Source organism: Nocardia sp. NPDC050713, assembly GCF_040654315.1.
Taxonomy (GTDB): domain Bacteria; phylum Actinomycetota; class Actinomycetes; order Mycobacteriales; family Mycobacteriaceae; genus Nocardia.
Map to the genome: position 1 here is coordinate 1 of NZ_JBFAHS010000030.1, position 14,556 is coordinate 14,556.

At 69.0% G+C, this 14,556-nt stretch carries 13 protein-coding genes; 3 read left to right on the forward strand and 10 right to left on the reverse strand.

Annotated elements, in window-relative coordinates:
- Positions 1-289: 289 nt before the first annotated feature.
- From AB0H49_RS33650 to AB0H49_RS33685, 8 genes are all read right to left on the reverse strand, one after another.
- The gene (locus AB0H49_RS33650; protein WP_357257004.1) at positions 290-1,921 is read right to left on the reverse strand and encodes a cation acetate symporter; all 1,632 of its coding nucleotides are present in this window, start codon (positions 1,919-1,921) and stop codon (positions 290-292) included.
- Positions 1,921-2,277 carry a DUF485 domain-containing protein gene (locus tag AB0H49_RS33655; protein WP_355004359.1) on the reverse strand — a complete coding sequence of 119 codons (357 nt, stop codon included), beginning with the start codon at positions 2,275-2,277 and terminating at the stop codon, positions 1,921-1,923. Before AB0H49_RS33655 ends, AB0H49_RS33650 begins: the two co-directional genes overlap by 1 nt.
- A gap of 159 nt (positions 2,278-2,436) precedes the next feature.
- Positions 2,437-4,182, reverse strand: coding sequence for a cation acetate symporter (locus tag AB0H49_RS33660; RefSeq protein WP_357256962.1), 1,746 nt, complete (start codon positions 4,180-4,182; stop codon positions 2,437-2,439).
- Between the two features lies 1 nt (position 4,183).
- A complete protein-coding gene (locus AB0H49_RS33665) occupies positions 4,184-4,549 on the reverse strand; it encodes a hypothetical protein (RefSeq protein ID WP_355004357.1) in 366 nt (121 codons plus the stop codon).
- On the reverse strand, positions 4,546-5,340 hold the full coding sequence (locus tag AB0H49_RS33670) for a LytTR family DNA-binding domain-containing protein (RefSeq protein ID WP_355004356.1): 795 nt from the start codon (positions 5,338-5,340) through the stop codon (positions 4,546-4,548). Before AB0H49_RS33670 ends, AB0H49_RS33665 begins: the two co-directional genes overlap by 4 nt.
- Before the next feature lie 69 nt (positions 5,341-5,409).
- Positions 5,410-6,609, reverse strand: a complete 1,200-nt coding sequence (locus AB0H49_RS33675) for a histidine kinase (RefSeq protein WP_357256965.1) — start codon at positions 6,607-6,609, stop codon at positions 5,410-5,412.
- Between the two features lie 62 nt (positions 6,610-6,671).
- Complete coding sequence (locus AB0H49_RS33680; RefSeq protein ID WP_355004354.1) at positions 6,672-7,115, reverse strand: hypothetical protein; 444 nt, start codon at positions 7,113-7,115, stop codon at positions 6,672-6,674.
- Positions 7,116-7,123: 8 nt separating this feature from the next.
- Positions 7,124-7,333: a hypothetical protein gene (locus AB0H49_RS33685; protein WP_357256967.1), complete on the reverse strand. Its 210-nt coding sequence runs from the start codon at positions 7,331-7,333 to the stop codon at positions 7,124-7,126.
- Positions 7,334-7,443: 110 nt separating this feature from the next.
- Between AB0H49_RS33685 and dnaE the strand changes: the two genes are divergently transcribed.
- Entirely contained in the window at positions 7,444-10,989 is a 3,546-nt protein-coding gene (dnaE, locus tag AB0H49_RS33690; protein WP_355004352.1) for a DNA polymerase III subunit alpha, read from the forward strand.
- 152 nt (positions 10,990-11,141) lie between these two features.
- On the opposite strand, the gene AB0H49_RS33695 is transcribed toward dnaE, so the two are convergent.
- Entirely contained in the window at positions 11,142-12,071 is a 930-nt protein-coding gene (locus AB0H49_RS33695; RefSeq protein ID WP_357256969.1) for a PaaX family transcriptional regulator C-terminal domain-containing protein, read from the reverse strand.
- A 313-nt stretch (positions 12,072-12,384) separates the two neighbouring features.
- Here AB0H49_RS33695 and AB0H49_RS33700 point away from each other — a divergent pair, with 313 nt between their 5' ends.
- Together AB0H49_RS33700 and AB0H49_RS33705 are read left to right on the forward strand one after the other, a co-directional pair.
- Complete coding sequence (locus AB0H49_RS33700; RefSeq protein ID WP_357257006.1) at positions 12,385-12,900, forward strand: serine hydrolase domain-containing protein; 516 nt, start codon at positions 12,385-12,387, stop codon at positions 12,898-12,900.
- A gap of 289 nt (positions 12,901-13,189) precedes the next feature.
- Positions 13,190-13,591 carry a hypothetical protein gene (locus tag AB0H49_RS33705; RefSeq protein WP_355004349.1) on the forward strand — a complete coding sequence of 134 codons (402 nt, stop codon included), beginning with the start codon at positions 13,190-13,192 and terminating at the stop codon, positions 13,589-13,591.
- A 153-nt stretch (positions 13,592-13,744) separates the two neighbouring features.
- Here AB0H49_RS33705 and AB0H49_RS33710 read toward each other — a convergent pair whose 3' ends face one another.
- Positions 13,745-14,359 (reverse strand): methyltransferase domain-containing protein, encoded by a 615-nt coding sequence (locus AB0H49_RS33710; protein ID WP_357256972.1) that lies wholly within the window; start codon positions 14,357-14,359, stop codon positions 13,745-13,747.
- Between the last annotated feature and the right edge of the window lie 197 nt (positions 14,360-14,556).

A 14,556-nucleotide genomic window follows, 5' to 3' on the forward strand; every position in this document is an offset into this window, starting at 1 on the left:
CAGTGCAGTCGCTCGGCCTGCTCGGCCCAGAACGCGTCGCGATCGTCGGCGGCCGCCCGGTACAGCGAGGCGTCGGCGTTCGCCGCGGCGGCGAACTCGGCGCCGGGCGGGTAGACCACGGGGATCGCGGTGCCGGGTTCGGTGGTGGCGCTGGTCAAGTTACATCTCCAATCGAAAAAGCCTGAGCGGCAACGGGGCAGGTGTCGGGCCCCGGTGTTGCCGGGACCCGACGGGCGCCGCGCCGTTGCGGCGAGTCCTGCGGTGGTCCCGGCGGGACGGGACCAGAAGGTCAGTGCACGACCGCCTTCTCCGCGCCCACTCCGGTGAGCGAGCGAACCTCCATCTCGGCGGCCTTCGCGGGGTTCTCCGGTGTGCGGCCGCCGACGAGGGTGCCGATCACGCCGAGCGCGAATGCCAGAGGGATGGAGACGATTCCGGGATTCGACAGCGGGAACCAGTCGAAATCCGAGCCGGGCAGCATGGCGCTCTTGCTGCCCGACACCGCGGGCGAGAACACGATGAGCACGATGGTCGAGATCAGGCCGCCGTACATACTCCACAGCGCGCCGGTGGTGTTGAACCGCCGCCAGAACAGCGAATACACGATCGTCGGCAGGTTCGCCGCCGCGGCGACCGCGAAGGCCAGTGCCACCAGGAACGCGATGTTCTGCCCGTTGGCCAGGATGCCGAGGCCGATGGCGAGCACGCCGATCACCACCGCGGTGATCCGCGAAACTCGCACCTGCGCTGACTCGTCCGCCTTGCCGCGCTCGAGCACGCTGCCGTAGATGTCGTGCGCGAACGAGGCCGCCGCGGTGATGGTGAGCCCCGCGACCACCGCGAGGATGGTGGCGAAGGCGACCGCGGAGATGATGCCGAGCAGCACCACACCGCCCAGTTCGAAGGCAAGCAGCGGCGCCGCCGAATTCTGGCCGCCCGCGGCGGCGAGGATGCGGTCCGGGCCGACGATCGCGGCCGCACCGTAGCCGAGCACCAGCGTGAACAGGTAGAACGCGCCGATCAGGGCGATCGCCCACACCACCGAGCGGCGGGCCTCCTTGGCGGTCGGCACGGTGTAGAAGCGCATCAGCACGTGCGGCAGGCCCGCGGTGCCGAGCACGAGGGCCAAGCCGAGGGAGACGAAGTTCAGCTTGGAGGTCTCGTTCGCGCCGTACTGCGCGCCGGGGGCGAGCACGTCACGCGAGGCGACGGCCTTGTTGGTGGAATCGGAGACCATCTGCTGCGCCGAGCCGAGGATGTCGGAGAAGTTGAACCCGAACTTGGCCAGCACCATCACGGTCATCAGCGCGGCGCCGGTGATGAGCAGCACCGCCTTGATGATCTGCACCCACGTCGTGCCCTTCATGCCGCCGACCAGCACGTAGACGATCATCAGCACGCCGACCACGGCGATCACCACCGACTGTCCGGCGCGGTCGTCGATGTCGAGCAGCAGCGCGACCAAGCCGCCTGCGCCCGCCATCTGCGCAAGCAGGTAGAACAGCGAGACGGTCAGCGTGGACAGCGCCGCGGCGGTGCGCACCGGCCGTTCCCGCAGCCGGAAGCTCAGCACGTCGGCCATGGTGAATTTGCCGGTGTTCCTGAGCATTTCGGCCACCATCAGCAGCGCGACCAGCCAGGCCACCAGGAATCCGATGGAGTACAAGAAGCCGTCGTAGCCGTACACGGCGATAGCGCCCGCGATGCCGAGAAAGCTTGCTGCCGAAAGGTAGTCGCCCGCGATGGCGATGCCGTTCTGCGGGCCGGAGAAGCCACGTCCGCCGGTGAAGTAGTCCGCGGCGCTGGCGTTGTTGCGGCTGGCCCTGATCACCACCACCATCGTGACGGCCACGAACAGGCCGAAGATGGCGATGTTCGCGAGGGGATTGCCGACCGTGTCGGCGGCGAGGTACTGCGTCATCATGCCCGCTCACCCTCCAGGTAGTCGCGGATGGACGCGGCGCGCGGATCCAGTTCCTTGTTGGCGAAGCGGACGTAGAGCGCGGTGATCACGAAGGTGGACACGAACTGGCCGAGACCGAGCAGCAGCCCGACGTTGATATCGCCGACGACCTTGCTCGCCATGAAGTCGTGCGCGTACGCGCCGAGCAGGACGTAGCTGAGGTACCAGACCAGGAACAGCGCCGTCATCGGGAACACGAAACGGCGCAGTCGGTTGCGCAGCTCCTGGAATTGCGGACTGGCCTGCACGGCCGCGAAGTCCTCGGCGCTCGGCGCGCGCGGTGGCTTGGTGCCGTCGAGGTCGATACTTGTCATCGGAGCGTCCTAGCTTGTGACGTGGATTACTGCGGTGAAGGTAGACCGCGCCGAGCTCCGATATGCGTTGTGGCGCAGGTCACTCTGTGAAGGCGGGGATCTGTGCGGTGAACGGTCGGCTCGGCGCGACGAACGGTCGGCGGCCGAACGGCTCGGCGGTCAGCCCGCGCGCAGTCCGCGCTCGCGGTCGGCGCCCATGCCGAGCCGTTCCGGCGCGTGCATGCGCACGAAGATCCGTCGCACCGTGCGCGGAGTTTGGCCCCGCGTCAGCTTGCTCACCAGAATCATCGTCAGGAAGGCCAGCGGCACGCTGATCGCCGCGGGGTAGCCGAGGATCGCGGCGAGCCATCCGTCGGCCACCGCCTCGGACGCGCCGCCGAGCACCGACACCGCCGTCGCCCCACCCGCGACGAGACCGCCCGCGGTCAGGCCCGCGCCGGCGCCCTTCGCGGTCAGCCCGCGCCACCAGATGCCCAGCACCAGCAGCGGACACAGCGTCGACGCGGCCACCGAGAAGGCCAGGGCGACCGTGCGGGAAAGGTCGAGCGAGGCGACGGTGAGCGACAGCGCGAGCGGCACAGTGCCCGCCGCCAGCGCCGCCATCCGGAAGTCCCGGATCCGGCCGCGCAGCATGTCCGTGCTGAGCACACCAGCGATGCTGACCAGCAGGCCGGAGGACGTGGAGAGGAACGCGGCGATCGCGCCCGCCGCCGCCAGCGCCGCCAGCAGTTGCCCGGGCAATCCGCCGAGCACCGAACCGGGCAGCAACAGCACCGCCGCGTCCGAGGTCCCGGTGATCAGCAACTGCGGGACGTACAGCCGCGCGAACACTCCGAGCAGGATCGGGAACAGGTAGAACGTGCCGACCAGACCGATGACGGCGAGCGCGGTGGCGCGCGCGGCCCGGCCGTCGGGATTGGTGTAGAAGCGCACCAGCACGTGCGGCAACCCCATGGTGCCGAGGAAAGTGGCGATGATCAGCGAATACACCTGGTAGGTCGGGTGCGAGCCGCCGAAGCCGCCGCCGGGCGACAACCAGCTCGCGCCGTCGGCCGGAGCACCCGCGACCACCGGGACCGCGGAACCGGATTCGAGCACCATCTCGGTGCCCGCGGCCAGTTCGTGTTCGCCGGGCGTCAACGCCACCGGGCCGTCGACGCGGCGGCCGTCCACCGTGCCCGTGATCGAGACCTGTTGGCCGACACCGACCTGCACCACCACGTCGGTGGTGACGTCCACCGTGGTGCGCTCGGTGACGATCGGCGGCGCGGCCGTGCCGAGCTCGCGGTCCTGCGCCAGGAAATGACCGAGCAGCACCAGGGCGGGCAGCGCGACCGCGGTGAACTTCAGCCAGTATTGGAACGCCTGGACCAGCGTGATCGACCGCATCCCGCCGCCGGTGACATTGGCGATGACGATGGCGCCGACCGCGACGGCCCCGACCCAGCTGGGCACACCGAGCAGAATCCGCAGCGTCAACCCGGCCCCTTGGAACTGCGGGATCAGATAGACCGCGCACACCAGCACCACCACGACCGCGGCCAACTTGCGCAAACGCACCGAGCCGAGCCGGAATTCGGCGAAATCCGGCACCGTGTAGGCCCCGGAGCGGCGCAGCGGCGCCGCGACGAACAGCAGCAGCGCCAGATAGCCCGCGGTGAATCCGACCGGGTACCACAGCGCGTCGGCGCCGTACTTGGCGATCAGCCCCGCGACACCGAGAAACGAAGCGGCCGAGAGGTATTCGCCGGAGATCGCCGCGGCGTTCCACCCGGGGCCGACGCTGCGCGAGGCGACGAGGAAATCGGAGGTGGTGCGCGCCAGCCGCACACCGTAGGCGCCGATCGCCACGGTGGCGAACGCGGCGAGCAGCAGCGCCGCGAGGGTCAGGGCGGGCGCGCCCACGTCAGTCCCCGGCCAGGTCGAGGAAATCCTCCTCGTTGCGTTCGGACAGACGGATATACAGCCGCCCGACGACGTACAGCGCGGGGAACACCGTGACACCGAGCAATAGCCAGGGCAGCCGGACACCGAGCACGACGGCCGAGGCGAGCGCGTCGATACCGAGCAGCAGCGGAATCGCGCCGAGCGCCAGCACCGTGACCACCGCGAGGCGCAGCGCCAGGCCGAGCTGGGCGCGGATGAGACCGCCGATCAACGCCTCACCGATCTCGGTCTGCTCGGCCACCTCCACGCGGGTGCGCACCCGCCGCGCGCCGCGCCGCTCGGCGAGCACCACCCGCTGGCGTGCGGGCCGCTGCGGGCCGGTCACCGAGCGGTCCAGTTGTGCCGCGGTCCGTGCACCAGCCGCTGCTTGAGCTCGCGCACTTGGCGGCGGCTGACCGGTAGCTCCACCGCCGCCGCGCTGCCCTCGGCGCGCAGGCACACCACCGTACCGCTGCCCACCGTGCGCAAGCCCGTGACCAACCGCAGCGCCACCAGGTAGGAGCGGTGCACGCGCAGGAACCCGGCGTTCTCCCAGCGGGTTTCGAGTGCGGTGAGTGGGATGCGCACCAGGTGCGAGCCCGCGCTGGTGTGCAGGCGCGCGTAGTCGCCGTCCGCCTCGACCCAGCTCACGCTGGAGCGATGCACCAGGGTGGTGACGCCGCCGAGTTCTACGGGGATCACTTCGTTCGGATCGGTGCGCGGCGCCGCGGGCGGCGGGGGAGCGGCGCGCGTCTGGGTGATGCGCCGCACCGCCTCGGCCAGGCGCGCCTCGCGCAGTGGCTTGAGCAGATAGTCCACCGCGCCGAGGTCGAAGGCGCTCACCGCCCGGTCGTCGTGCGCGGTCACGAACACCACCGCGGGCGGGTTGGCGAACTCGGAGAGGATGCCCGCCAACTCCATGCCGTCGAGGCCGGGCATGTTGATGTCGAGGAACACCGCGTCCACCGGATGGGTGCGCAGCACCCGAAGCGCGCTGGTCGCCTCGCCCGCGGTGTGGATCTCGCCGACGCCGCGCTGGGTGCGCAGCAGGTACACCAGCTCGTCCAGAGCGGGCTTCTCGTCATCCACGGCGAGCACGCGCAGCGGGCCCGCCGAGCCATCGGTGTTCTGCGTCACAACCGCTCCATCGTAAGGGCATGGTGAGCGGCGATGTTTCGGATACCCCCGACCTGGCCCGGCGTCGCGTCAGGCGCGCACGCCGGGGCGGAACTTCGGCACCCGCAGACTGACCTTGGTGCCCGCGCCCGGCGCGGTCTCGACGATCAACCCGTAGTCGTTGCCGAAGGCCGCGCGCAGCCGGTCGTCCACGTTCGCCAGCCCGACGTGCGCGGATTCGCCGGAACCCGCGGGGCCGGAACCCGTTTCGACCGCGTCGAGCGCGCCGGAGCGCAGCAGATCGGGGTCCATGCCCGCGCCGTCGTCCTCGACGCTGATCAGGCAGTCGGTGCCCGCGTCGGTGGCCACGATGGCGATGGTTCCGCCGCCCTGCCTGCCCGCGATGCCGTGCCGCACCGCGTTCTCCACCAGCGGTTGCAGGGCGAGGAAGGGCAGCACCACGCCGAGCACCTCGGGCGCGATACGCAGCCGCACCTGTAGCGCGTCGCCGAAGCGCGCCCGTTCCAGCGCGAGGTAGCGCTCGATGTTGCGCAGTTCGTCGGACAGCACGGTGAATTCCCCCGCGGCGCGGAACGAGTAGCGGGTGAAGTCGGCGAACTCGAGGATGAGTTCCCTGGCTCGATCCGGATCGGTGCGCACGAACGACGCGATGGTGTTGAGCGCGTTGTAGATGAAGTGCGGACTGATCTGGGCGCGCAGCGCGCGCACCTCGGCGCGGTCCAGCCGGGCGCGCGAAGCGTCGAGATCGGCGAGTTCCAGCTGGCCGCAGGCGTAACGGGCCACCTCGGCGAGCGCGCCGAGCAGTCCTGGCCCCGGCTTGCCGTTGGCGACCACGCCGAGCGCGCCCGCCGCGCCGCTGTTCTCGATCAGCAACGGCTGCGCGACCAGCGTCCGCGCGCCGTGCTCACCCTGCCCGGGACCGGCCACCAGCACCGGTCGTTCGCTCGCGGCCGCCCGCCGCGCGGCGTCGGCGAAGACCTCGGCGAGATCGGCATGGGGACCGTCCCAGGCGAGCACCTCGCCGTCGGGGTCCGCGACGCCGAGCGCGTCCGCGCCGGTCAGCGCGCGCAAATGGGGCGCGGCCTCCCGCGCGGATTGTTCGGTGAGCCCGCGGCGCAGCGGCACGGCGGCCAACGAGGCGGTGTGCAGCGCCGAGTGCACGGCGCGTTCGGCGGGTGTGGTGACCACCCGCCGCGTGCGCAGCCACACCAACAGCGCGCCGCCCGCCACCAGCGCCGCCGTGACGACGGCGACGACGGTCGCGGTCACCGGACCACGGCCAGGTATCGCCCGATCATGGTCCGATTATGGACGCGCGTTACGAGTGCGAGTCAGCCCTGGTACGGGGCGACCGCGAACTGGATCGTGCCGGGCTGCGGCAGGTGCGCCGCGCCGACCGTGATCGTCGCGGTGAATTTCCCGACGCCCGGGCTGAAGACCGCCGACTTGCCGTCGTTCATCCAGAAGCCCGGACCGTTGGGCGTCTGGGTGACCTTCCCCGTCTCGCCGGTCTCGGTGTTGCGCCAGTTCAGCGTCACCGGGACACTGCACGGCCCGAGGCCCCACATGTTCGAGGCGACGGTGAAGGCCGCGGACTGCGGGTACGCGTTGCCGTTGACGGAGGCGTCGATCTGCGCGAGGCACGCTCCGTTGGTCAGCGAGTAGACGGTCGTGAACTCGCCGCCGTTGGCCACGGCGGGGGCCGCGGTGACGGCGAGCGCGGCCGCGGACAGCGCGGCCGCCAAGGGAACTGTCTTGACTAGCGTGCTGGTCATCTTGGTGGTCATCCTCGAACCTCGTCCAGGTAGTTGCGGATTCTTGGACCTGCGTACGCGGAAGCGAGATTACCAAGATCGAGCTCACGGTCCGCACGCTTTCGATCGATCTCGCCGCTCGCGAGCGCGCTGTCGTCCTCGTCGGCGGGGCGCCTTCGCGACGGCTCTTTCCGGCCGATCTGGGCGGCCGATCGCGACGCGCCGGTGATCTTCTTCACGACGCGCCGATGATCATCCTGGCGGCGCGTGCCGGTGCGAATTCGTGTCGCAGGGGGCGCTTAGACTCGGTGCACCAACCCCCGTCGAGACCTTGGGAGGAAGGACTGTCTTGGCCGAGTCCGGATCGTTCGTTCACCTGCACAACCACACCGAGTACTCCATGCTCGACGGCGCGGCCAAGATCTCTCCGCTGTTCACCGAGGCGAAGCGACTCGGGATGACCGCGGTCGGCATGACCGACCACGGCAACATGTACGGCGCGGCCGAGTTCTACAACTCCGCCAAGAAACACGACATCAAGCCGATCATCGGCATCGAGGCCTACATCGCGCCCGGCTCCCGCTTCGACACCAAGCGCGTGCAGTGGGGCGACCCGAGCCAGAAGGGCGACGACGTCTCCGGCTCGGGCGCCTACACCCACATGACGATGGTCGCCGAGACCGCGACCGGTCTGCGCAACCTGTTCAAGCTCTCCTCGCTGGCCTCCATCGAAGGACAGCTCGGCAAGTGGGCGCGCATGGACGAGGAGATCATCGCCCAGTACGCCGAGGGCATCATCGCGACCACCGGCTGCCCGTCCGGCGAGGTCCAGACCCGGCTGCGCCTCGGCCACGAGCGCGAGGCGCTGGAGGCCGCGGCCAAGTGGCAGGAGATCTTCGGCAAGGACAACTTCTTCCTCGAGGTGATGGACCACGGTCTGTCCATCGAGCGACGGGTCCGCGAGGGCCTGCTGCGCATCGGCAAGCAGCTCGACATTCCGCCGTTGGCCACCAACGACTGTCACTACGTGACCAAGGACCAGTCGGCCAACCACGAGGCGCTGCTGTGCGTGCAGACCGGTAAGACCCTCTCGGATCCGACCCGGTTCAAGTTCGACGGTGACGGCTACTACCTGAAGTCGGCCGCCGAGATGCGCGCGCTGTGGGACGCGGAAGTGCCTGGCGCGTGCGAGAACACGGTGCGCATCGGCGAGCGCGTGCAGTCCTACGACGACGTGTGGAACTTCAAGGACCGCATGCCGGTGTTCCCGGTGCCGGAGGGCGAGACCCAGGACTCGTGGTTGCGCAAAGAAGTGGACCGCGGGCTGGCCCGCCGGTTCCCCGACGGCGTGCCGCAGGAGTACTACGACCGCGCCTACTTCGAGCTCGATGTCATCCGGCAGAAGGGTTTTCCCGCCTACTTCCTCGTCGTCGGCGACCTCGTCACGCACGCGAAAGAGGTCGGCATCCGCGTCGGCCCCGGTCGTGGTTCGGCGGCCGGTTCGCTGGTGGCCTACGCGCTCGGCATCACCAATATCGACCCGATTCCGCACGGCCTGCTGTTCGAGCGGTTCCTGAACCCCGAGCGCCCCTCCGCGCCCGATATCGATATCGACTTCGACGATCGCCGCCGCGGTGAGATGGTGCGATACGCCACCGAGAAGTGGGGCAGCGACCGGGTCGCCCAGGTGATCACCTTCGGCACCATCAAAACGAAGGCCGCCATCAAGGACTCGGCGCGAGTTCAGTTCGGCCAGCCCGGTTTCGCCATCGCCGACCAGATCTCCAAGGCGCTGCCGCCGCCGATCATGGCCAAGGACATCCCGCTCTCGGGCATCATGGATCCCGATCACGAGCGGTACAAGGAGGCCGCCGAGGTCCGCGAGCTCATCGGCAACAACCCCGATGTCGCCAAGATCTACGAGACGGCCCGCGGCCTGGAGGGCCTGATCCGCAACGCGGGCGTGCACGCCTGCGCGGTGATCATGTCCTCCGAGCCGCTGATGGACGCGATTCCGGTGTGGCGCCGCCCCCAGGACGGCGCGATCATCACCGGCTGGGACTACCCGTCCTGCGAGGCCATCGGCCTGCTGAAGATGGACTTCCTCGGCCTGCGCAACCTCACCGTCATCGGTGACGCGCTGGACAACATCAAGGCCAATCGCGGCATCGACCTGGACATGGACAACCTGCCGCTCGACGATCCCGCCACCTACGAATTGCTCTCGCGCGGTGACACTCTCGGCGTCTTCCAGCTCGACGGCGGGCCGATGCGCGACCTGCTGCGCCGCATGCAGCCCACCGGGTTCAACGACATCGTCGCCGTGCTCGCGCTGTACCGCCCCGGCCCGATGGGCATGAACGCGCACAACGACTACGCCGACCGAAAGAACGGCCGCCAGCCGATCAAGCCGATCCATCCGGAACTCGAGGAACCGCTGAAGGACATCCTCGCCGAGACCTACGGCCTGATCGTCTACCAAGAGCAGATCATGTTCATCGCGCAGAAGGTCGCCTCCTACTCCATGGGCAAGGCCGACGCGCTGCGCAAGGCCATGGGTAAGAAGAAGCTCGAGGTGCTGGAGGCCGAGTACAAGGGCTTCCACGAGGGCATGACCGCGAACGGGTTCTCCGAGGGCGCGGTGAAAGCGCTGTGGGACACCATCCTTCCGTTCGCCGGCTACGCGTTCAACAAGTCGCACGCCGCGGGCTACGGTCTGGTCTCCTTCTGGACCGCCTACCTCAAGGCCAACTACCCGGCCGAATACATGGCGGGTCTGCTCACCTCCGTCGGCGACGACAAGGACAAGGCGGCGGTCTACCTGTCGGACTGCCGCAGGCTCGGCATCACGGTGCTGCCGCCGGACGTCAACGAGTCCGAGCAGAACTTCGCCTCGGTGGGCAAGGACATCCGCTTCGGTCTCGGCGCGGTGCGCAACGTCGGCGCGAACGTGGTGGCCTCGATCATCCAGGCGCGCAAGGAGAAATCGAAGTTCACCGATTTCTCCGACTACCTGAACAAGATCGACGCCATCGCCTGCACCAAGAAGGTCACCGAATCCCTCATCAAGGCCGGCGGTTTCGACTCGCTCGGGCATCCGCGCAAGGGCCTGATGCTGATCCACTCCGACGCCATCGACGCCGTGATGACCACCAAGAAGGCCGAGGCCATCGGACAGTTCGACCTGTTCGGCGGCATGGACGCCGACGAGTCGGTGGCCTCGGTGTTCAATGTCGCGGTGCCGGACGAGGAATGGGAGTCCAAGCACAAGCTGGCGCTGGAACGCGAGATGCTCGGCCTCTACGTCTCCGGGCATCCGCTCAACGGCGTGGAGCACGTGCTCGCCGCGCAGGCCGACACCCCGATCCCCACCATCCTCGAAGGCGACGTGAAGGACGGCGCGCAGGTCACCATCGGCGGCATCCTCGCCTCGGTGAACCGGCGCATCAACAAGAACGGTCTGGCCTGGGCCTCGGCCCAGCTCGAGGACCTGACCGGTGGCATCGAGGTGCTGTTCTTCCCGCAGGCGTACTCGGTGTACGGCGCCGACGTCGTCGAGGACGCGGTGGTGCTGGTGAAGGCGCGCGTCTCGGTGCGCGACGACCGAATCTCGTTGATCGCCAACGACCTCGCCGTCCCCGACCTGTCCTCCATCGGCGTCGCCAAACCGCTCGCGGTCACCATCTCCACCCGGATGTGCACCCCGGACAAGATCGGCGAACTCAAGCGCGTCCTCTCCCGCCACCCCGGCACCTCCGACGTACACGTCCGCCACGTCGGCGCCCGCGAGAAGACCACCTTGCTCAAACTCGACGACAGCCTGCGCGTCTCCCCGTCCTCGGCCCTCTTCGGCGACCTCAAGGCCCTGCTCGGCCCGAGCTGCCTGACGAGCTGAGCCCGACGCTGCCGCTTTGACTCAGGTCGACGCGGCACAGTGGTCGTCGCAAAGGTCCTGCCGTCGGCCGCTCGATGTCGTCGTGTCCGGGCAGACTGCGGTCACGCCGGATGATCATCGGCCGGGGGCGGGGCGGTGGGTGATCCTCGGCTTCACTCAGTGCTGGATCCGCCGTCGGCTGTGCCGATCCCGTCGGCGGAGCTGGCGTCTGCCGCGGCGTGCCGGATGACTTCGGAGTAGTGCTGGAACATCCGGGGCCAGGAATCGAGGTCGTAACGCGTCAGTCGCGCCCAGCAAGTGGCCAGGACCGCCCGGGCTCGCGTGCCCGGCCAGGGCTGGGGCAGCAGTCGCGGGGGCAGCAGCGGGTCGTACTCGGTGGCCCTGGTGAATTCGGCGGCGAGTTCGACGAGCACGGTCAGTACCTCCGACTGTGACAGCTCGGCTGGACCGGTCAGCCGGTCGAGGCGAGCGCGCGCCACGCCCAGCAGTCGCTCGTGCCCGGCCGCGATCTTGTCCAGCGGCCACAGCCGTGCGGCGATCCGCCGGGGGGAGTCCAGGTCGCCGACGCGCAGGTCTGTCGTGGTGAGCCGCGTCAGGTACTCGCCGATGTCCAGCCGGTCCGCCAGGATGTCGATGTAGGGTTCCCAGGCGTTCGGTGAGACGTAGAGGCCGCCCTGGATCGCGGCGCCGCCCAGGCGAACGATGCCGTCGCGCACGGCATCACGATCGGCACGTCGCGTTTCGGGAACAGCGAAGCCGACCAGATGCCAGACACCGTCCCACTCGGCCTGGCCGCGGTCCTGGTCGTACATGAAGCGCACGAACTCGACATTCGGCCCGATCGAACTCTGCATCTCGGCGCCGACCCGCAACGAGGCCTTGCGTCCTCGCCCCTCCTGGGTGATCAGCCCGTCGGCGACCAAACGCCTGATATGCAGACGGACCTGCTGATCCGACATCCCCAGTGTGTTGGCCACCGCGTACAACTCACCGGCATCGATGGTCGCGTCCTCGCGGATCATGCTCTCCACCAACACCCTGGTCGGAATCTCGACCGTCTCCTCCACACGCTCTCCAGGCATATGGTTAGCCTATCTCCAATCATCGTTCGAACTGGGAACGATAGTTTTGAAAATGACCTGCACGGATCGTGCGCCCACTCGCCGACACCGCCGGTCGGCCTCGACGGCAGCGACACGAGGGTGTTCGGCGTCAGAGGTGTCTTTCACGACAGTCGAGTTCTGTGTCGGGTGACGGAAACGGTCGGCTGACTCATCCTGAGGGATGATCGAAGCTACGCCGAAAGGCGCTGCGGGATGGGGCTGTTGGGGGGATTCGGAGATCTCGCGTCTCCGATACTGTGCGGCGAACCGAGTGGCTGACCCGCTCGGGCCGATGGCAGGCCTCGGCCACGCCGTCGGGGCGGCATGCGGGCTGCGCTATGCCGAACTGGTGCGGCAACGCCTCATCGACCCGCTGGGCCTCGAAACCATGTCGGTGCCGGCGTCGGCCGCTGAACTACGGTCGTCTGCGGTGGAAGGTCGGGGCCCTTTCGGTCGGCCGCGGCAGCCGTGGGCGGGTGAGGCGGTGGCACCTGCGGGCGGTATCCGTGCCTCGATCCGTGACATGTCGCGTCTGACCGCCGCGATGCTCGACGGCAGCGCACCGGGGATCGGCGCGCTCGAACCGGTCCCGCAGACGGCGGGGCGGCCGATCCGGATCGGTGCGGCATGGCTGACTGTGCGGCACCGGGGGCAGACGATCACCTGGCACAACGGCGGAACCGGTGGCTTCCGTTCCTTCATGGGTTTCGACCGCGCCGCCCATGCCGGAGTCGTGGTGCTCTCAGCCGCCACCGCTTCGGTCGACCGAGCAGGATTCACCCTGCTCCAGCAGTTCGCCGGGAACTGAACGGGGGCCGGTCGCCGGTCGCCTGCGCGAAGCCCGAGATCGGCAGTCCAGCAGGGGGAATGGAGAAGCCAGGGTTGGCGGCGTGTCCGCCGAGGTGAGTTCCGAAGTGCCCAGGGCGAAGATCGAGATGCCGAGGACCGGTTGCGGAACCCCGCCGTACGATCTACCCGGTCGCCCCGCGGAACAAGCGTGTGACCGGCGCTTTAACCGCGTCTTCAGCCGACGACAAGCCGCCGTGGGAAGACTTGGCGGCGTTCGACATTCCCCCTCTCACCACAGGACAACGACCATGGCAACGATCCTCCGCCCCTTCCGTGCCGCACTCCTCGCGCTCACCGCTCTCGCGGCCACCCTCGTGTTCGCCGTCGCGGGCGCGGGCGCCGCGCAGGCCGGGGTGTATACGGAAATCGAGTTCGCGCCGGGCGCCAGCGAGGCGACCGTGGACGGAGCGGTCGTGCGCGGCGACGCGGACAGCTACCTGCTCGAGGCGCGCGGTGGGCAGTTGCTCTACACCGCGATCGTCGCGCTGGAGGACAACGTGAACTTCAGCATCTCCGCCCCGGACGGCCTGGTGCTGGTCGTCGAGGAGACCGCCACCGAGATCGTGTTGCCCTACGACGGCCTCTACCGTGTGCTCGTCGCGCCGACCCGTGGCAACGCCAGCTACACGCTGCACGTCGAAATCCACTGAGGCGTAGCTCGCGCCGTGCGCGGTCGGTCGATCCGTCGACCGGCCGCGTCCAGGCGCTGATCGGCGCTGGCGGGCGTACTTCCGCCGAACAAGCGCTGCCGGACGGAGTCTGTGGAAAGCCCGGCGCATGGTCGAGCGAAGGCGGAGGAACGCTTACGCCGAGACCGCGACGCCGAGTGTCAGCGCGGCGAGGAACTTCGGTCCCTCGCCGTAGAAGACGTCCACGTCGCGGACCTCGAACCCGGCGGCGCGCACCAAACCGAGGATGTCGCGATCGAGGTTGCACCCGCCCGCGATCGTCTTCTGGATCGGATTGAGCCGGTGCTGCCAGGCCTGGACCTTGGCGTCCGGCGCGAGCCCGTGCTCGACGAAATGGAACGTCCCACCCGGCACCAGCACCCGGCGCACTTCCGCGAGCGCGGTCGCCACATCCGGGATGGTGCACATCGTCCAGGTCGACAGCGCCGAGTCGAAAGTGTTGTCCGGGAACGGCAGCGACTGGCCGTCCAGCCCGGCACGCTCGATCGGCACCGATGCCCGTTCCAGGCGCTTGCCCGCCAGTTTCCAGCCCAGATCCGCCGGTTCCACCGCGCTGATCGACCGCACCGTGTCCGGATAGAACGGCACGTTGAGCCCGGAGCCGAAGCCGATCTCCACCACCCGGCCGTGCAGACCGGCACACGCCCGTTGCCGCTGCGGTTCGTTGATCCGCATGCCGCAGGCGAATTCCACCAGCCGGGGCACGACCTGATTCTCGTACAGTCCCACGCGTTCACTCTGGCAGCCCGAGTGCCGCTGCGCCAGTGCGCTCGGAGGACCGACGCCAGTGCGCTCGGAGGACCGACGCCAGTGCGCTCGACGGACCCGGCGTCAGTGTGTTCGGCGGGCCTGGCGTCAGTGTGTTCGGCGGGCCTGGCGCCGATGTGTTCGAGGGGCACGGCCCACTCTGTTTCGAAGGACGCGGC

Coding starts and splice junctions, on each gene's coding strand:
- AB0H49_RS33650 (WP_357257004.1), bottom strand. CDS start 1,921: ATGACGCAGTACCTCGCCGCCGACACGGTCGGCAATCCCCTCGCGAAC.
- AB0H49_RS33705 (WP_355004349.1), top strand. CDS start 13,190: ATGGCAACGATCCTCCGCCCCTTCCGTGCCGCACTCCTCGCGCTCACC.
- AB0H49_RS33655 (WP_355004359.1), bottom strand. CDS start 2,277: ATGACAAGTATCGACCTCGACGGCACCAAGCCACCGCGCGCGCCGAGC.
- AB0H49_RS33700 (WP_357257006.1), top strand. CDS start 12,385: ATGGCAGGCCTCGGCCACGCCGTCGGGGCGGCATGCGGGCTGCGCTAT.
- AB0H49_RS33695 (WP_357256969.1), bottom strand. CDS start 12,071: ATGCCTGGAGAGCGTGTGGAGGAGACGGTCGAGATTCCGACCAGGGTG.
- AB0H49_RS33680 (WP_355004354.1), bottom strand. CDS start 7,115: ATGACCAGCACGCTAGTCAAGACAGTTCCCTTGGCGGCCGCGCTGTCC.